The organism is Paucidesulfovibrio gracilis DSM 16080 (genome assembly GCF_900167125.1).
Taxonomy (GTDB): domain Bacteria; phylum Desulfobacterota; class Desulfovibrionia; order Desulfovibrionales; family Desulfovibrionaceae; genus Paucidesulfovibrio; species Paucidesulfovibrio gracilis.
Genome location: NZ_FUYC01000030.1, coordinates 1 through 17,828, shown reverse-complemented (window position 1 = coordinate 17,828; position 17,828 = coordinate 1). Strand labels below are relative to the sequence as shown.

The following is a 17,828-nucleotide window of genomic DNA, read 5'->3' as shown; positions in this document are numbered from 1 at the left end:
CTGGACCACCTGGCCGCCGTGGTGCGTGAACACCTGGACATGCCCGCAATATACCGTTCCCTTGGATTCGCCGAACAGGCCAGCCTGCTGCGCTGAAGGCGAGGGAAGAGCAATGCCTTCGGCGACCAAGGGGAAAACCTTTCTGAAGAAAGGTTCTTCCCCCTGGACCCCCTTTCCAAAGACTTTCCCTTGCTCCAGGCCTGCGGCCTGTCGCGGTTATCGTTTTTTTGTTTTGTTTTATCTCCCCCTTTTCCCCTCCCCAAAAGCAAAGGAACGGCTCCGGCCGTTCCTTTGCTTTTGGGGGCGCACCGTTGCCGCGAGTTTCGGGAGGGCGGAGCCATCCCGGAAATCGCGGCAACATGAGATCACGCTGCCGCGCTGCTCCGCCTGCCCACGTCCAGACGTTCTCCCGCCGCATGCCCCCGGCCGCGCGCAAGCGCGAGACCGGTAAATGGGGGTCCAGGGGGCCGCGGGCCTCCTGGCCGCCGGAGGCATGCCGTTTCGTCCAGCGGAGGAAACATCGGTTCACCACTTGACGAACCATGCCATGGCATGCTTTTCTATGTCCTAGCATGTATTTTCAGGAGGGGTTGTGAGGGACAAGCAAGAAGTAGCGGCCGAGGCTCTGGGCGAGGCGTTTGATCGGCTGCATTCGCCCGGTTATTGGAGCAATCTGTTGGCGAGGCGTTTTTTTGTGCGTCTTTCCCACCAATTGCAGCAAATGGGCCTTTGCGCCGGGCAATTTGGCCCGCTGGTCTGGCTTTGGGAGCGCGACGGCCGCACGCAGGCCGAGCTTTGTCGCTGTCTCAGCGTGGACCAATCCACCATGGCCCGAACATTGACGCGCATGGAGCGCGACGGGCTGATTCGGCGCGAACCCGACCCGGAGGACCGCAGACGCGCTTTGGTGCATTTGACGGACAAGGCGCGTGACCTGGAAGAGCGGGCGCTGGATGTTGCCCACAATGTGAACCGCGAGGCATTTTTCGGACTCAGCCGTGAGGAAGCGGAGCTATTTTTCCGCTTGGCGCGGCGTATGATAGCCAACCTGAACAATCTGGAGGCTGAACCGTGAACACCGAACTTGCAACCTTTCTCGACGTACTGGGTATCCAGTCCGAACCCGTGGGCTGGGCGTACGAGGACGAGCAGCCCGAAGGGGACAATGCCCCGGCGCAATGTTGCATGCCCACCCTGGAACAGGAAAAAAAAGGCGAAGCGGACTTTTCTCCCGCATTTCACAATTTTTCCTGTCTGTTCAAGCATATTCGTGTCATGCGGCTCAAGGGCGGCACGGCCTGGTGCAGTGCGGACCATCCCGGATGCCCGGGCGGGACGCAGTATGTGGGCTACCAAAAGGGACCGTATGATTTCATTGCCCGCTATGTGACCAACGGCTTGCCTGAAGGCATGGAAACCGAGCGGTATCTGGACGGACCGGATGCGTTCAAAAACCTGTTCGGCTGCATGGACCCGAAACCGGCTTCGGCTCCGTATCTGGCTTTCCGCCGGGTAGGGGATTTTGCGGCGCTTGGCCGGGAACCGGAGTTCGTGAGCTTTTTCGCCCGGCCGGAATCCATGTCCGGCCTGCATCAACTGGCAGCGTACCTGACCAACGACGCCGAGGTGGTGGCTTCGCCCTGGGGACCGGGCTGCGGAAATCTGGTCACCTGGCCGCGCACGTATGCGGCCACGGGTCGTGTCCGCGCCGTGCTGGGCGGATGGGATCCTTCCATGCGTAAATTCCTGGACATGGACGAAATCTATATGACGGTTCCGCTCCGGCTGTACCATGACATGCTGGAACGCTGGTCCGGTTCCTTTTTGGGAAGCTCGACCTGGAACAATCAGCGGAAAAAAATAGCCCGGAGTCACGCTAAAAAGAAATAATTCCGGGCTGTGGCAACATTGCCATGCAGAGAAAATGGGAGCGGTCTGTGGACGCGCTCCCTTTTTTTGTGGTGTTGCGGATGCATTGCCCGGGCCGACAGGTTCGGCCCTGTCGCGGATCAGCGATCCGACGTGGCCAGACGCAACCCGAGAAAAAGAAAGAATCCGCCCAGGCCACGGTCCATCCAACGGCAAAAACGCGGGCTGTGGCGCAGGCTGTTGGACACGCGGTCGCCCATGAGCACAAAGAACGGCTCCACACAGGCGGCCACCACAATGATCAACACGCCGTGCACCAGCAATTGCAGCCAGGCGGGACCAGCACCGGCCACCACGAATTGCGGCAAAAAGGCCAGAAAGAAAATCGCGGCCTTGGGGTTGAGCAGGTCGATGAACACCCCCTGGGCGTAGATGCGGCCGGGTCGGATCAACGGAGCCTGTGCCGTGGGGACGCTGAAGGCACCCCGGGAGCGCAAGGCCTGGATGCCCAGCCAGAGCAGATAGGCCGCACCCGCGTATTTTACCAGGGAATAGGCCGTGGCCGAAGCCGCCAGCAGAGCGGAAAGTCCGGCCGCCGCAAACAGGGCGTGACCCATGGCTCCGGTCCAGACCCCGAGCATGGCGGCAAAGCCGCAAACCCGGCCGCCACGCACCGTGTGCGCCAGGATGAATCCCAGGTCCGGCCCGGGCGAAATGTTCAGCAACAGTGCGGCGGAAATGAACGTGATCCAATGCTGGGGATCATATTGTAACAGCACGATGGCACTCCTGTCGTTTTTTGTGCAGTACCCGGCCCACGGGGGAAAGTAAACCATCCGGCTTGGCAATCCCGTGGAAGGACCGACGTATGGCGGGATTGAAAAGCACAAAAATAAACAAAATTGTTATGTCCCGCCTTGATTGTTTACTCCGGATCGGTTTTGCTCTACAAACTGCTTTCGACCATGTTTTCCCATTTTGAAAGCTTTTGGGGGATCGAATGCATATTTCCGAACGAATCCGCGGGCTGAAGCCGTCCGCAACCCTGACCATCAACGCCAAAACGCAACAATTGCGCGCCCAGGGTCGAGAAGTGGTCAGCCTGGCCGTTGGCGAACCCGACTTTTCAACGCCTGCCCACGTGATCCAGGCCGCCAAAGACGCACTGGACAACGGCAAAACCAGATATACCCCGGTGCCGGGCCTGCCGGAACTGCGCAAAGCCGCGGCCGGTTATTTTCAGGGCTTTTACGGCGCCGAGGCCGACGCTGAACACATCATCTGTACTGCGGGCGGAAAGCAGGCCTTGTACAACCTGTTCATGACCCTGCTGGACCCGGGGGATGAGGTGCTGCTGCCCGGACCCTACTGGGTCAGCTATCCGGCCATGATCAGCCTTGCCGGCGGCGTGACCAAGGTGGTCCCGACCAGCGAACACAACGACTTTCTTGTTACCGTGGAAGACCTGGAACAACACGTCACGGACAACACCCGGGTATTGCTGCTCAATTCCCCATCCAACCCCACGGGCGGCGTCTACACGCAGGAGCAGCTCGAGGAGCTGGCGGCCTGGGCCGTGTCCAAAGACATTTTCGTCATTTCGGATGAAGTGTACGATCGACTGGTCTACGCACCGGCCGCGCCCGCCTCGTTGTCCCCGTTCTGGCAGCGGAACCCGGAACATGTGGCCGTGGTCAACGCGCTTTCCAAAAGCTTCTGCCTCACGGGCATGCGCGTGGGGTTCGCTCTGGCGCATCCGGAACTGATCAAAGGCATGTCCAAGATTCAAGGACAGTCCACCTCCAACATCAACTCCGTGACCCAATACGCGGCTCTGGCCGCATTCAACGGTTCCTGGGACGTTCTGGACCGGATGACCGAGGCGTTCGCACGTCGGCGCGACTACATTCTGGAAACGCTCGGCTCCTGGCCGGGGGTGACCTGCCCCAAACCCAATGGCGCGTTCTATGTCTTCCCCGTGCTGAACGCACTGTACAAAGGGGATATTACGGATTCCACCACGCTTTGCACCAAGCTGCTGGAAGAGGCCGGCGTTGCCCTGGTTCCGGGATCGGCCTTTGGCGACGACCGTTGCGCACGCATCTCCTACGCCGTAAGCGACGACGTCCTCGCCGATTCACTGGATAAAATTGCCAAGGTGTTGCTGGGCTAGCCCGTCCGGAATTTTGCCCCGCTCCGCCGGAACCGTTCTTGAGCGCCATTCCCTCATCACGCTCATTCCTTACAGAAAGCCCCCGAAACGAATCGTCGCTTCGGGGGCTTTTCCATTGGTACCCGTTACCGGGAATGGGTGCGGTTATTGGGCAAACGCGGCGCTCAGGACGTCCGACGCGGGCTTGCCGTCCACGCTGTGCAGCCCCTCGAACCACGGCTGGACCAGGTCCATGTTCTGGACGATCCACTCACGGGCCACTTCTTCCACGGGCTGTTTTTTATACCCGTAGGCATAGATCCATCCATCCTGCACCGAGGAAGGAACCTCAAACCGCTTCAGAAAGGCATAGACCTCGGGCATATCCTTATCCAAACCGGTGCGCACCACGGTGTAGACCTTGGACGTGGTCACCAGCACCTCGGAACCGGGCACCGCTTCCAGATACTTCATATCCAGGACAACGTTCATCCAGTGGGGCTTCCAGCAACCAAAAACAGCCCATTCCCCGTTTTTCATCATGTCGCCGACCTGCGTGAGCATCATGGGCGTGGTGCTGCCGATTTGCTCCCAGTCTCCAAGCCCGGCCACATCGTTTTCAATAATCTCGGCAACGGACGTGTGCATGCCGCTACCGGCTTCAATGTTGTAGATGGTATTATTGAATTTGTCGGCATGCGCGTCCAGATCCGCAATGCTGTGAACACCGGCTTCATAGGTGTATTCAGGCACGCACAATCCGATCAACGCGTCGCCGAGGTTTTCATGCAGCAGCTCCAGGGTTCCCTTTTCGAGAAGCGGCTCCAGCATGGGGTTTTGCTGCGGGGTCCACCCCGCCAGACAGACATCAACTTCGTCGAGACCCATGCTGTTGTAAGCGATGACCGGGCCGATCTCTTCCTGGTGTGTTTCATATCCCAGGGCTTCCAACAACTGACAAACCACGGTGCTCTTGACCGTTACGCCGGGCCACGGCGGAACAGCGAAACGAACAGGTTCCGCGGCCCCGGCGGATGCCGTGGACAGCAACGAAACCAACAACAACAGCGTGGAAAGAAAAACAGCGGGTCTCCGGAAACGAAGCATAGAATTCCTCCTGGTTCGGGTTCAGAACTCGCGCTGATCCGCACTGCGGAATCAAACACCCTGCTGTATGCCGTGTTGCGGCATAGTGTGAACGCGACTTGATCGTAATGGAAACGTAAGCGGGCTGTTGCAATCTGCAAGCTTCCGCCGCGTTCCATTTTGCCGCGATCATGTTGTGTGGGCGTAGAAGGCGCGAGAGGCAAACACACCGTCGGCTCCATGCCGATGGAATGTGCCTTGCTGATGTTCGTTGTTATGTCACAAAAAGACCATTTTGTAAAATATCTGAGAAACAGCGTTTTATCCTTGTGCGGAAAGCGTTCCCCAGCAACCGGCACCACGAAGAAGACCGCCTCCCTTGAAAAAGAGAGGCGGTCCCAGGAATTCATGAGAATGTGTATTGCGTCAGATGCGCTGTCTGGAGCGCAGCACCCGCATGCCGGCCAGTCCCATCAGCGCCGAACCGAGGAGCCAGGCCGCGCCCGGAATGGGGACGGGGTTGTTGGGCAGGTTGCCGGTAAAGGGCGCATTGTTTTGCTGCACCGGGCCATTCCACGAAGAAGCCACCGTGGTTCCCCAGATCACGCCGCCCTGGGCGTCCACATGGGCATTGGGAGCCAGAATGCTGCCCTGCACGCCCACCCCTGCGATGAGCAGGTCCGTAGCTTCATGGAAGTTGAAGATCACGTTTTCACGGATGGTATCAAAGCCCTGCATGCCCATGTTGGTGAATCCGGCATTGTTGCCGGAAACGTTGACCACCACGGTGGCGCCGTCGGCAATGCCGCTGAAGGTGATGTTGTTGGCGTCCAGGAGCTGTTGCCCGTCCAGATTGAACACCTGGGTGGTGGATCCGTTGCCCGCCAGGGTGATGGTCCCCCACTGGTAGGACGAGGAACCAGTGGCTCCGGTCTGGGCCAGCGTCTGGGAAAGCGCGGTGAGCCGGGATTGTTCCGCGGCAAAACTGAAAGGCAGTCCCACGCCTACATGGGTATCGCCCTCGTGGGTCAGGTCGTAGCCCGGCAGGTTGGCGGCCCCGCCCACGCGGATGTCGCCGTTGTAGACCCGGCCGCCCGTGTAGGTCAGGTCGCCGCCCACAACGAGTACATCTCCGGCACCGGGCTGGAGCTTGTCGCCCACGCTGTAGTGTTCGAGATGCGCGTTCCCGCCCACGGCGAGACGCCCTTCGGTGTCGGACGATCCACTGAAGTCGTTGAAGACAAAGGTATTGAAGTCACCGGCCACCCCGAGGCCGAAGCTGTCGGCCAGGGCGGGCGACGCAAGCAGCACCATGGCGATTATCAAAAAAATGGGGCGAATCGTGGCGTGCATGGAAAGCCTCCTTTAACGGTCGGTGTCCGGTCTGCCGTATTCCGGTCCGGTGTTCTCCGACCTTTTGGGCGGTTGCGGGGACCGACGGCAAAAAGCGCCGATCCTGTTCAAGAGAATATTCATTTCCCGGCGAGGACGATATCCGTCAAAAGTATGATAATTTCTGCCGGGTACAGGGAATCCGCCGAAAGAATGCAAATTACGATCCGACGTGGTAGGTTTTGGGACGAAGAAGGCCCGGGCGTGTTATTTTACATTGTAGTGGCCTTCAACGTTGCGCGAAGTGTTCCAACCTGCGATACTTATGGAAGGGGGTAACGCACGGAGGCTTAAGTCATGGCCCGGCCATGAGGGAGGGAGTATATGAAGAAGTTTTTGGTTTTGCTGATTATTCTGGCTGCTGCCGCCGTATACTTCGGCGTGATCAACATCCGCACCGGCGACGGGGAGTTTTCCCTCAGCGTGGATCATCGCCGGGCCGGGGAAGTCGTGGACACAATCAAGAAAAAAGCTGAGGACATCAAGGACGTGGTGCTGGACGAGCAATAGCCGCCCGCCCCGAAAAAGCCGCCCGGAAAAACCGGGCGGCTTTTTTCATGAGCCTGCCGGACCGCGGCAAAAACGGTCCCCGCTGCCGGGCTGCGAAAACCCCAACCCTCCGCGTATGCATGGATACCCGTCGGTCCTGAATGGTCTTGCGCCCGGCGGGTCGCCCTTCCTGAACAGACTGCGATGCACAATGCTTCGGCAGTCGGCCGACGGCCCGTTTCACAGACTGCCGTAATGGATGACAGCCGTGCAACCATGCCGCCCCTTGCCCTCGGCAGGTTCCAGGGCTACCGCCCCTCCCAGGGGGATCCCCTGTTGCGGGCGGCTACTCCACCTCGGCCATGCGCTGTTCAAACGCGGGCAGAGCGGGCTTGCCGTCCGCAGTGGTCACGCCCTCAAGCCAACCGCGGTACACGTCGGGATGCCGCTTGAGCCAGCGCATTCCGGCTTCCAGGGTTTCGGTTTCCTGCTCCGTCATTTCGGTCATGATCTGGTTCATCATGGAGACCGGGAAATCCAGATTGTTCAGGAAGCGTCCCACGTTGGGCATTTCGTCCATAAAGCCCTTGCGCACGTTGGTGTAGATGGTGGCGGTTCCGTCATTTTCACCGAAGGTTTCAGCGGTGCTGCCCGTGAGGTAACGCATGTCGATGCGTTCGTTCATGCTGTGGGGCGCCCAGCCAAGGAACACGACCCAGCGGTTGGTGCGCGTGGCGCTCTGCACCTGGCCGAGCATCCCGGCCTCGCTGGAGGGAATCAGCTCGAAATCGCCCAAACCGAACATGTCCTTGTCGATCATGGTCTGGATGATCTCGTTGCCGTCGTTGCCTTCCTCAATGCCGTAAATTTTGTGGTCCAGCTTGTCCGCGAATTTGGCGATGTCGGCAAAGTCCTGCAATCCCCCCTCGTACACATAGGCAGGCACGGCCAGGGTATACTTGGCGCCGGGCATGTTGGCCCGCAGCTGCACCACGGAACCGTCGTTGAAAAACTTTTCGGCAATGCTCTTCATGGACGGCATCCAGTTGCCCAGAAACACGTCCGCCTCGTTCATGGACATGGCCTTGTAGGCGATGGGTACGGAAACCAACAGGTTTTCCGCCTCATACCCCAGGCTGTCCAGCACGGTCACGGCCAGTTCGGTCTTGATGGTCACGCCGGTCCAGCCCACGTTGACGAACCGGACGGATTTTCCAGCCAGGGCCGTCCCGCTCATGAGCAGGGTGGCAGTGAACAACAGCACGGCAAACATACGTTTTGTCGTGGCACCTAACATTAACACTCCTTGGTTGCTATTCCTCCGATGCGCAAAGCGGGCCTACCCCTTGCTTTACCGCAACCGGAACGCAAAAAACGGAGGGCGCGGACGCCCCCCGAAAGCATCATTTGCCGAACCAGTGCAACGGCTTGTTGGCGTGGTTCTGGTAAATGTGTTTCACTTCGGTGTATTCCTCCAGCCCCATGCGGCCCAATTCCCGGCCCAGGCCGGATTGCTTGTAGCCGCCCCAGGGAGCCTGAACAAAATAGACGTTGAAATCGTTGACCCAGACCGTGCCGAAGCGCAGGGCGCGGGACACCCGGTGAATGCGGTCCGGATCGCGGGTCCAGAACCCGGCGGAAAGTCCGTACACTGTGGCATTGGCGCGCTGCACGGCTTCTTCTTCGGTGTGAAAGCGTTCCACGCTGATGACCGGACCAAAGACCTCCTCCTGCACGATGCGCATGTCGTTTTCGCAGCGGTCGAACAGGGTGGGCAGGTAGAACCAGCCCTTTTGCAGCTCCGGATCCGTGGGCCGGGCGCCGCCGCAGCGCAGCCGCGCACCTTCCTTCTGGGCCACGTCCACGTATTCCTCCACCTTGGCCAGATGTTCGGCGGAGATGACCGGACCCATTTCGGTCTTGTCATCAAACCCGCAGCCCAGGCGAATGTTACGGATGCGGGCCTCCAGAGCGTCCACGAATTCGTCGTGGATGGCGTCCTGGACCATGAGCCGCGCCCCGGCCGAGCAGATTTGCCCGGCATGGAAGAACACGCCGTTGAGGGCGTGGTCCAGGGCCAGTTCAAAATCCGCGTCATCAAAAACAATGTTGGGATTCTTGCCGCCCAGCTCCAAAGCCATTTTCTTGACGTTGGTGCTGGCCGCCCGGATGATGCGCTTGCCCGTATCAATACCGCCGGTAAAGGAGATCAGGTCCACGTCCTCGCTTTCGGACAGCTCGGCTCCCACCTGGGAACCCGCGCCGAGCACGGTGTTGACCACACCGGCGGGAACTCCGGCCTCTTCACACAATTCCGTGATCTTGATGGTGGTCAGCGGCGTTATTTCGCTGGGCTTCATGATCACGGTGCAGCCCGCGGCAAGGGCCGGAGCCAGCTTCCAGGAGGCCTGGAGCAGCGGATAGTTCCAAGGGGAAATCTGGCCGCACACGCCCACCGGCTCACGCACGACCACGCTGGAGGTATCGGGCATCGGGGATTCAATGACCTCGCCCCCGTCCTTATCGGCCAGGCCCGCGAAGTAGTGAAAAATGCCGGACACGTCGTCCATGTCCCAACGGCTTTCCTCCACGGTCTTGCCCGTGTCCAGGGTTTCCAGCCGGGCCAGTTCCTCGCGGTCGCGGACCACCAGATCACCGATGCGGCGGACCACGGCGGCCCGTTCCGAAGCGGCCATGTGCGGCCATGGTCCCTGGTCAAAGGCCCGGCGGGCCGCGCCAATGGCCCTGCGGGCCTCCTCACGCCCGGCATGCGGCACGCGCGCCGCCACCGAAGCGTCATAGGGGTCCAGGATATCGGTGATCGCACCGGAATCCGCGTCCACCCACTGGCCGTCCACAAACATTTTCTTTTCCATCACTTCCCGTGCGCTCATGCGTCGTCTCCTTCCGCCGTGTGACCATGGCGGTAAAATCCGGGGGTTTCGGGCGTGCAAGGGGTATTGCCGAGGATGATGTCCGCGGCCTTTTCCCCGATCATCATCACCGGGGCATAGATGTTGCCGTTGGTGATGCTGGGCATGACCGAGGCGTCCACAACGCGCAGCCCTTCCAGGCCGTGCACGCGCAAATCCGCGTCCACCACGGCCATGTCATCGTAGCCCATCTTGCAGGTGCAGCTCGGATGATAGGCGCTCTCTCCTTCCCGGGCCACGAAGTCGAGGATCTCATCGTCGGTTTGGGCCTGCTCTCCAGGAGCCAGTTCCCGACCGCGGAATTCGTCGAACGCGGGCTGGGTCATGATCTCGCGGGTTTTGCGGATGGCCTCCACCCACTCGCGGCGTTCCTGCTCGGTGGAGAGATAATTGAAGAGGATGGACGGATACGCGAGCGGATCCGAGCTTTTGAGCTTCACATGGCCGCGCACGTCCGTGTTCATGGGACCGACATGGACCTGATACCCGTGGCCCTCGTTGGGAGCCGAGCCGTCGTAGCGGATGGCAATGGGCAGGAAATGGTATTGCAGGTTGGGATATTGCACCTCATCGTTGCTCCGGATGAAGCCGCCCGCCTCAAAGTGGTTGGTGGCGGCAGCCCCCTTACGGCGCAACAGCCAGTCCAGGCCTATCTTGGGCTGGTTCCACCATTGCAGGGCCGGGAACATGCTCACGGGCTGCTTGCAGGCATACTGCACATAGAGTTCGAGATGATCCTGCAGGTTTTCACCCACGCCGGGCAGATCCTGGACCACGTCAATGCCCAGCCCGCGCAGTTCCTGGCCGTTGCCCACGCCGGAGAGCTGGAGCAGCTGGGGGGAGTTGATGGCCCCGCCGCAGCTGATGACTTCGCCCGCATAGGCCTTGTGCAGCTTCTTGCCCCGACGGTACTCCACGCCCACGGCGCGGTTGCCGGAAAAAAGAATCCGGGTAGCCTGGGCCTTGCAACGCACCGTAAGGTTGGAACGGTTTTTCACCGGGTGCACATAGGCCCGGGCAGCGTTCCAACGGCGGCCGCGATAGGTGTTGCGGTCGAACTTGCCGAATCCTTCCTGCTGGTACCCGTTCACGTCCTTGGTCACGGGGTAGCCAGCCTGTTGCACGGCCTGGAAAAAGGCATTGAAAAGTGGATTCTCGCATTCCGGAGTGGTCAGATAGAGCGGACCGCCCAGTCCCTGGTATTCGTCGGACCCGGACAGGCGATACTCAAAGCGCTTGAAATAGGGCAGGCAGTGGGAGTAGTCCCAGGCTTCCAGTCCGTCGTTCCCGGCCCATTTTTCATAATCCATGGCATTGCCGCGGATGTAGATCATGCCGTTGATGCAGCTGGACCCGCCCAGAACCTTGCCGCGGGGCTGATAGATGCGGCGGTTGTTCATCCAGGGTTCCGGCTCGGACTCGTACCACCAGTTGTAGAACCGGCCGGCCAGGGGGTAGGTCAGGGCTGCGGGCATGTGGATGCGAAAGTCCAGGCGGTAATCGGGCCGCCCGGCTTCGAGCACGAGCACCTCGTTGTCGGGGTTGGCGCTCAGGCGGTTGGCCAGCACGCTTCCGGCGGAGCCGCCGCCCACAATGATGTAATCGTATTGTTTTTTGATGGTCATAACACTCCGGTTTTGCGATGTGCTTTCGGACCGGCAAGGGCCGGTCCCGCTGTTTTATCCGTTGTTTTCCGAGGCGCGCCGCATGGGTCGTTCGCCTTCGCGCTCCGTGACGCGCCGCCGCAGCAGGGAGTAGTGGAACCCGATGCTGTTCAGGGCGCGCATGGGATCGCCCGAGGCAATGGCCCGGGCTGTTTCGGTCCAGTTGTCCACGGTCTTGGCGGCAAAGCCCTGGTCCTCGTAGAGGGCGTAGTCATGGGAGCTGAAGCCGAGCTGCACCGCGCGCATGATCCATTCAAAGATGGGGTTGTCGGCCATGCGGGCCAGCATAAGGTTCAATTCGCGGTCCATCTCGGCCACGCGGGTCAGATCGGGCTGATCGCCGCGCACCTCGCGTTCCAGCTCCTCGGCCCCCTGCACCAGGGCGCGTTTGTCCGCATCGGACCCACGCGACACCGCCAGCAGGGTGATGGTGCGGTCCACGCTCTCCCGAAACTCGATAAGATCCTGGGTGCCGACATGGTGTTGGCGCAGGAACAGGGCCAGGGATTCGCTCACATTGGCCACTTCAAGCTGGCGGACATAGGCGCCGCCCTTGGCTCCCTTGCGTACCTCCACCAGTCCTTTTTGCCGCAGGGCGCTGATGGCCTCGCGGATGACGCCGCGCCCCGTGCCGAACTGCTCCTGCAGGGCGCGCTCACTGGGCAGGCTGGTCCCCGGTTCAAACGTGCCGCCCACGATGGCGGCTTCCAACTGCAGGGCCACATCCTCGCTGGCCCGACCCGACCGGGCCGGGAAAAACAACAGATCCGTATTGGTTTTTTCCATTGGTTCCTCTATTTCCTTGCATGCATGAAGGTCGTACCATTCCATCAGGTCGCCGCGACACCAGTCCTGGAGAACGACGCGCCAAGAGCAACAGAACAAAAGCAAAACATCGATTATTCCTGTTTTGCTGCCTGCGCAGTCGTAAAACGACCCACAGCGTCTCTGTCGAACGGTACGACCATTAAATGCCCGACCATTACAACAATGTCAACCCAGTGCCACCAGACAGGGGAAAAGGAATAAACTCATCAGAATTATTCGTTTTTTATGAATCGACACCTGAAATACAGGCGGTGCAACAGCCTGTGCCATTCAAAAAATGTCGGACCATTGCGCGTAAACCCAGCCTCTCCCCTCATGGACAACCCAAAATCACAGCACTTCCAGAGGATATGGGCGCCCAAAAAATGCAGAGGCAATCCCCCCTGCCTCCCCGGAACAACCCATCCGTCCAACCGGGCAGCAAATTTTTCTTCTTTCTCCACTAAAGATTATGTCCGGGCCGTCCGATACGACTGTTGAGGAAGTATGACCCTTGACGCATTGGAGGGCGTGTGTCCATGAAAGTGGTGGAAGGCCAACTCCCCATGTGGGAGTTTTTCAGCAAAATGAGCAATTTGAGCGACAGCTACACCTCGGAGAGCTTTCGGGTCTACATCAAGCGTGTGGCGCAGTCGCAAAAACAGTATGCGGACGTGCTGCCCCGCTGGATTCAGGCCAAGCCCATCGTGAACCAGGACGGCTCGGTTTCCAGCCAGTTTATTGACCACTTTCAGGACGAGGGACGCATCGTCCAGGCCCGGACCTAGGAGGTTCCCGCACAGGCGGTTCCCGTACGAACATCGCGGCGTATCGCAGGTATTTTTTCCCGCTGACCTTGCAATTCCCAACCGAAGAACGCATGCTACCCACATTCCCCATACTGGAGGTATGCATGCGGTTTGTTTTGCGGCCATCATTTTTCAGCATCATTGTTTTCGGCGCGTTGTTGACGCTTGTTGCGGGATGCTCCCGCGATTCCGGGCCGGAAGAAGAAATCGTCCGCCCGGTGGTGAGCATGACCGTGCACTCCCCGTCCGAAGCGCGCATCCGCACTTTTTCCGGCGTGGCCCAGCCCGCCATCGAGTCCAATCTAAGCTTCCGGGTGGCCGGGGAGATTGTCGAGCTTCCGGCCAAGGTGGGCAAACGCGTGCAAAAGGGCGATCTCGTGGCCCGTCTGGATCCCACGGATTATGAACTCCAGGTGCGCGAGGCCGAAGCGGACATGGCCCAGGCCGCCGCCGCCTTCAACCAGCTCAAGGCGGATTGGGTGCGCAAAAAAGCGCTCTACGAATCGCGCACCATCTCCCGCAGCGAAATGGACCAGGCCGAAGCCTCGTACCGCTCGGCCGCAGCCCGCATGGATGCCGCCCGCAAGCGCCGCGCCCTGGCCCAACAGCAGCTCAACTACACCGTGCTGCACGCCCCGGCCGCCGGTTCCCTGGCCCAGGTGCCGGTGAACGTACACCAGACCGTGCAGGCCGGACAGATCATCGCTTCACTCTCCGCCTCGGGCAACATGGAGTTTGAAACCGCGGTCCCGGAGCGGCTCATCTCCCGCGTGCGCGAAGGCGACAAGGCCCAGGTCCGGTTTGATTCCATCCCGGGCCAGAGCTTCGATGCCCTGGCCGTGGAAGTGGGCGTGCAGGCGCTCCAGCTCTCCACCTTTCCCGTGACTCTGCGCATCGTGGACGAGGATTCCCGCATCCTGCCGGGCATGATCGGCCAGGCGGAATTTTCCTTCCGCATTCCCGAAGGCGCGGCCATGATCGTGCCGCCCCAGGCCGTGGCCGCCTCGCCGGACGGGGCGCGCTTCGTCTGGATCGTAGACCGGGAAACCATGACCGTTCAGCGGCGCGACGTGGAGGTGGGCGGACTCACGCCTGAAGGCCTGGAAGTGCTTGACGGACTGGAGCCGGAAGATGAACTGGTCATTCGCGGCGTGCACCGGCTCAAGGAGGGACGCAAGGTCCGGCTACTGGGCGAGGAGGGCTGATCCATGTCCGTTGCGCGCTGGTGCATCAAAAACAACCGGACCTTTCTGGTGGCCGTGGCCTGCATCGTGTTCATGGGCGTGAGCACGTATCTGAACATTTCCCGCAAGGAAAACCCGGAATTCACCATCCGCGACGCCGTGGTGGTCACCTATTTCCCCGGGGCCACGCCCTACAAGATGGAATCCCTGGTCACCGAAGAGCTGGAAAAGGCCATCCGCACCATACCGGAGGTGGAACACGTTCTTTCCGAATCCATGAACGGCATCTCCATCCTGCGGGTCAAGGTGTATGAAAAATACCGGGACATGAAGCCCATCTGGGACCGCCTGCGCAACGAGGTGGACGACGCGGCCCCGAACCTGCCCGAAGGCGTGATCGGACCCTACGTCAACGACCAGTTCGGGGATGTGTACGGCATTGTGATCTCCCTGCGCGGGGACGGCTACTACTACCGGGAGCTGAAAGAATACGCGGAAGACATCCGGGACCGGCTCCTGGCCATGCGCGACGTGGGCAAGGTCAAAATCCACGGCGAGCAGGAAGAAGCCGTGTACGTGGAATTTTCCGATGCCAAGCTCGCGGAACTGGGCGTGAACCCGAAAGTGATTCTGGACGTGCTTTCCTCCCAAAACGCCATCACTCCGGGCGGCAACGCCCTGGTAGGCCCGGAACGCATCGTTATCGAACCCACCGGGGAGTTCAACAGTCTGGAGGACATCGCCCGGACGACCTTTGTGATTCCCGGCACGGCGCGCAACGTTTCCCTGGGCGACATCGCGACCATCCGGCGCGGCTACGAAGATCCCCCCGCCACTATGACCCGCTTCAACGGAGAGCATTGCCTCATGCTGGCCATGAGCATGTCCACGGGCGGCAACATCGTGGAACTGGGCGAACGGGTTTCTGCAAAACTTTCTGAGATTCAGGCGGATTTGCCTGTGGGCCTGGATCTGGACTTTGTCACCTACCAGCCCAAATTCGTGCAGCGGGCCATTGACGAATTCATGGTCAACCTGCTGGAAGCCTTTGCCTTCGTGATCGTGGTCATGCTGCTTTTTGCGGGCCTGCGCACCGCCATCGTGGCGGGCATGCTCGTACCCATGGCCGTGCTCATGAGCATTGCGCTCATGCCGTTTTTCGACGTGGTGCTGCAACGGGTGTCCATCGCCTCGCTGATCATCGCCCTGGGCATGCTCGTGGACAACGGCGTGGTGGTCAGCGAATCCATTCTCGTGCGTCTGGCCTCAGGACAGGAGCGCCTCAAGGCTGTGACCGAATCCGTAAAGAGCCTGCGCATTCCCCTGCTGGCCGCCTCCCTGACCACCATCTTCGCCTTTCTGCCCATTGCCACGGCCCAGAGCATGGTGGGCGAATACTGCCTGTCCATGTTCATCGTCATCACCCTGACCCTGCTCAGCTCCTGGGCGCTGTCCATGACCTTTGTGCCGTTCTGCTGCTATCACCTGCTCAAGCCCAAATTGCAGCGGCAGAGCTTTGACAACGTGTTTTACCGCCTCTACCGCTGGATGCTCCTCACAGGGCTGAAGCTGCGGACCCTGTCCATCGGCGGGGCCATCGTCCTGCTGGTGATTTCGGCCTGGGGATTTACAAAACTACCCCAGATATTTTTCCCGCCTAACGAGCGGGATATGTTCGTCATTGATTTCTGGCAGCCCTACGGCACGGACATTGAGACCACCTCGGCCCGGGTGGTGGACCTGGAAAACTGGCTGCTCAACCAGGACGAAACCGCGTCGGTCGGCTCCATCGTGGGATCGGGCGGGCCGCGCTGGTATCTGGCGCTCTCCCCGGAACAGGACAACCCCAACTATGCGTTCATAATCGTGAATACGGATTCCATCGAAGGAGCCGAGGCGCTACTGCCCCGGGTGCGGGGCGAGCTTTCCAACAACTTTCCGGACACACGGGCAGACGTGAAAATGCTCGAAAACGGGCCGCCCGTGGGCGCGCCCATCCAGGTGCGGCTTTCCGGGCCGGACATGGCCACCCTCTACGAACTGCGCGACCAGGTGGCCGCCATCCTGGAGGAGACGCCCGGCGTGTACGACATCTGGGACGATTGGGGCGAATGGACCAAAAAACTCCAGGTCCAGGTGCAACAGGAAAAAGCCAAACGCGTTGGCATTTCCACCCAGGACATCGGCTTTTCCCTCAGCTCCATCGTAAACGGCTACTCCCCCACCGAATACCGCGAGGGCACCGAAAGCATCCCCATTGTGCTGCGTCTGCAAAAATCCGAACGCGTGGGCCTCGGCCGCATCGAGGATACCAGCGTCTACAACGTGCATTCCTATGCCCGCGTACCCCTCGCGCAGGTGGCGCACACCCTGCTGCAATGGCAGCCCAGCGACATCCGCCGACGCGACCACCAGCGCACCATGACCGTCAAGGCCACCCTCACAGGCCGGTTCGCCAGTGATGTGCTCGCGGAAATCCAGCCGCGTATCCGTGCTTTGCAGGATTCCGATCAATGGCCGCGAGGCTATGACGTGGAATACGGCGGCGAACAGGAAGAAACCGCCAAGGCCCAAGCGTCCATCTATTCGGGCCTGCCCCTGGCCATGGCCCTGATCCTGCTCACCCTGGTGGCCCAGTTCAACTCCGTGCGCCGTACCCTCATCGTGCTGCTGTCCATCCCGCCCATGATCGTGGGCGTGAGCTTCGGCCTGCACATCTCGGACGCGCCCTTCGGGTTCATGGCCATGCTCGGCATGATCAGCCTCATGGGCATCATCATCAACAACGCCATCATCTTCCTGGATCAGCTGGATATCGAATCCCGCCGGCACGAACCGCAGGACGCCATCGTGGTGGCCGCCCAACGCCGTCTGCGCCCCATCCTCATGACAGCCTGTACCACCATCATCGGATTGATCCCCCTCTCCCTGCAAGGCGGAGAAATGTGGCGGCCCATGGCCAATACCCTGATTTTCGGGCTGGCATTCGCCACATTCGTGACCCTGGGCATCGCGCCGATTCTCTATTCCGTGCTCTTCGGCACAAGCTTCAAAGGATACCAGTACGATCCAAAAGTGCTGGAAGACGGGGACTAGACGGCAAAAAGAAGGCCTTCGGCGACCAGGGGGCAAACCTTTCTGAAGAAAGGTTCTTCCCCCTGGACCCCCTTTCCAAAGACTTTTATTGGCTCCAGGCCTGCGGCCTGTCGCGGTTATCGTTTCTTTCCCCTTTCCCCTCCCAAAAGAAAAGAACGGCCAACGCCGTTCTTTTCTTTTGGGGGCGCACCGTTGCCGCGAGTTTCGGGAGGGCGGAGCCATCCCGGAAATCGCGGCAACAGAACGACACGCCGCCGCGCTGCTCCGCCTGACCACGCCTCATACGCCTTCCCACCCCACGCCCCCGGCCGCGCGCAGCGCGAGACCGGGAAAAGGGATTCCAAAGG

At 60.4% G+C, this 17,828-nt stretch carries 14 protein-coding genes; 7 read left to right on the top strand and 7 right to left on the bottom strand.

What is annotated here, in order from left to right; translation table 11 throughout:
- The first annotated feature begins 592 nt into the window (after positions 1 to 592).
- Together B5D49_RS14005 and B5D49_RS14000 are read left to right on the top strand one after the other, a co-directional pair.
- Positions 593 to 1,075, top strand: a complete 483-nt coding sequence (locus B5D49_RS14005) for a MarR family winged helix-turn-helix transcriptional regulator (RefSeq protein WP_144019521.1) — start codon at positions 593 to 595, stop codon at positions 1,073 to 1,075.
- Positions 1,072 to 1,890, top strand: coding sequence for a DUF169 domain-containing protein (locus tag B5D49_RS14000; RefSeq protein WP_078718345.1), 819 nt, complete (start codon positions 1,072 to 1,074; stop codon positions 1,888 to 1,890). Before B5D49_RS14005 ends, B5D49_RS14000 begins: the two co-directional genes overlap by 4 nt.
- Before the next feature lie 119 nt (positions 1,891 to 2,009).
- Here the strand turns inward: B5D49_RS14000 and B5D49_RS13995 are convergent, their stop codons facing one another.
- On the bottom strand, positions 2,010 to 2,648 hold the full coding sequence (locus B5D49_RS13995) for a LysE family translocator (protein ID WP_234990770.1): 639 nt from the start codon (positions 2,646 to 2,648) through the stop codon (positions 2,010 to 2,012).
- A 221-nt stretch (positions 2,649 to 2,869) separates the two neighbouring features.
- On the opposite strand from B5D49_RS13995, the gene B5D49_RS13990 reads away from it, so the two are divergent.
- Complete coding sequence (locus B5D49_RS13990) at positions 2,870 to 4,042, top strand: pyridoxal phosphate-dependent aminotransferase (protein ID WP_078718343.1); 1,173 nt, start codon at positions 2,870 to 2,872, stop codon at positions 4,040 to 4,042.
- Between the two features lie 144 nt (positions 4,043 to 4,186).
- Here the strand turns inward: B5D49_RS13990 and B5D49_RS13985 are convergent, their stop codons facing one another.
- Together B5D49_RS13985 and B5D49_RS13980 are read right to left on the bottom strand one after the other, a co-directional pair.
- On the bottom strand, positions 4,187 to 5,128 hold the full coding sequence (locus B5D49_RS13985) for a glycine betaine ABC transporter substrate-binding protein (RefSeq protein ID WP_078718342.1): 942 nt from the start codon (positions 5,126 to 5,128) through the stop codon (positions 4,187 to 4,189).
- 405 nt (positions 5,129 to 5,533) lie between these two features.
- The gene (locus tag B5D49_RS13980; protein WP_078718341.1) at positions 5,534 to 6,460 is read right to left on the bottom strand and encodes a choice-of-anchor A family protein; all 927 of its coding nucleotides are present in this window, start codon (positions 6,458 to 6,460) and stop codon (positions 5,534 to 5,536) included.
- A 363-nt stretch (positions 6,461 to 6,823) separates the two neighbouring features.
- Between B5D49_RS13980 and B5D49_RS13975 the strand changes: the two genes are divergently transcribed.
- Positions 6,824 to 7,009 carry a hypothetical protein gene (locus B5D49_RS13975; RefSeq protein ID WP_078718340.1) on the top strand — a complete coding sequence of 62 codons (186 nt, stop codon included), beginning with the start codon at positions 6,824 to 6,826 and terminating at the stop codon, positions 7,007 to 7,009.
- A 325-nt stretch (positions 7,010 to 7,334) separates the two neighbouring features.
- Here B5D49_RS13975 and B5D49_RS13970 read toward each other — a convergent pair whose 3' ends face one another.
- The 4 genes from B5D49_RS13970 to B5D49_RS13955 form a co-directional block, all read right to left on the bottom strand.
- A complete protein-coding gene (locus B5D49_RS13970) occupies positions 7,335 to 8,285 on the bottom strand; it encodes an ABC transporter substrate-binding protein (protein WP_078718339.1) in 951 nt (316 codons plus the stop codon).
- Positions 8,286 to 8,391: 106 nt separating this feature from the next.
- Complete coding sequence (betB, locus tag B5D49_RS13965) at positions 8,392 to 9,882, bottom strand: betaine-aldehyde dehydrogenase (RefSeq protein ID WP_234990768.1); 1,491 nt, start codon at positions 9,880 to 9,882, stop codon at positions 8,392 to 8,394.
- Positions 9,879 to 11,546, bottom strand: coding sequence for a choline dehydrogenase (betA, locus tag B5D49_RS13960; protein WP_078718338.1), 1,668 nt, complete (start codon positions 11,544 to 11,546; stop codon positions 9,879 to 9,881). Before betA ends, betB begins: the two co-directional genes overlap by 4 nt.
- 54 nt (positions 11,547 to 11,600) lie before the next feature.
- Positions 11,601 to 12,371, bottom strand: coding sequence for a FadR/GntR family transcriptional regulator (locus tag B5D49_RS13955; RefSeq protein ID WP_078718337.1), 771 nt, complete (start codon positions 12,369 to 12,371; stop codon positions 11,601 to 11,603).
- 554 nt (positions 12,372 to 12,925) lie between these two features.
- On the opposite strand from B5D49_RS13955, the gene B5D49_RS13950 reads away from it, so the two are divergent.
- The 3 genes from B5D49_RS13950 (at position 12,926) to B5D49_RS13940 (ending at position 17,481) form a co-directional block, all read left to right on the top strand.
- Complete coding sequence (locus B5D49_RS13950) at positions 12,926 to 13,180, top strand: hypothetical protein (protein ID WP_144019519.1); 255 nt, start codon at positions 12,926 to 12,928, stop codon at positions 13,178 to 13,180.
- A 125-nt stretch (positions 13,181 to 13,305) separates the two neighbouring features.
- Positions 13,306 to 14,406: an efflux RND transporter periplasmic adaptor subunit gene (locus B5D49_RS13945; protein WP_159447252.1), complete on the top strand. Its 1,101-nt coding sequence runs from the start codon at positions 13,306 to 13,308 to the stop codon at positions 14,404 to 14,406.
- Positions 14,407 to 14,409: 3 nt separating this feature from the next.
- Positions 14,410 to 17,481 (top strand): efflux RND transporter permease subunit, encoded by a 3,072-nt coding sequence (locus B5D49_RS13940; protein WP_078718334.1) that lies wholly within the window; start codon positions 14,410 to 14,412, stop codon positions 17,479 to 17,481.
- Positions 17,482 to 17,828 lie beyond the last annotated feature (347 nt).

Coding starts and splice junctions, on each gene's coding strand:
- B5D49_RS13970 (WP_078718339.1), bottom strand. CDS start 8,285: ATGTTAGGTGCCACGACAAAACGTATGTTTGCCGTGCTGTTGTTCACT.
- B5D49_RS13980 (WP_078718341.1), bottom strand. CDS start 6,460: ATGCACGCCACGATTCGCCCCATTTTTTTGATAATCGCCATGGTGCTG.
- B5D49_RS13975 (WP_078718340.1), top strand. CDS start 6,824: ATGAAGAAGTTTTTGGTTTTGCTGATTATTCTGGCTGCTGCCGCCGTA.
- B5D49_RS13985 (WP_078718342.1), bottom strand. CDS start 5,128: ATGCTTCGTTTCCGGAGACCCGCTGTTTTTCTTTCCACGCTGTTGTTG.
- B5D49_RS13940 (WP_078718334.1), top strand. CDS start 14,410: ATGTCCGTTGCGCGCTGGTGCATCAAAAACAACCGGACCTTTCTGGTG.
- B5D49_RS13955 (WP_078718337.1), bottom strand. CDS start 12,371: ATGGAAAAAACCAATACGGATCTGTTGTTTTTCCCGGCCCGGTCGGGT.
- B5D49_RS13945 (WP_159447252.1), top strand. CDS start 13,306: ATGCGGTTTGTTTTGCGGCCATCATTTTTCAGCATCATTGTTTTCGGC.
- betA (WP_078718338.1), bottom strand. CDS start 11,546: ATGACCATCAAAAAACAATACGATTACATCATTGTGGGCGGCGGCTCC.
- B5D49_RS13990 (WP_078718343.1), top strand. CDS start 2,870: ATGCATATTTCCGAACGAATCCGCGGGCTGAAGCCGTCCGCAACCCTG.
- betB (WP_234990768.1), bottom strand. CDS start 9,882: ATGAGCGCACGGGAAGTGATGGAAAAGAAAATGTTTGTGGACGGCCAG.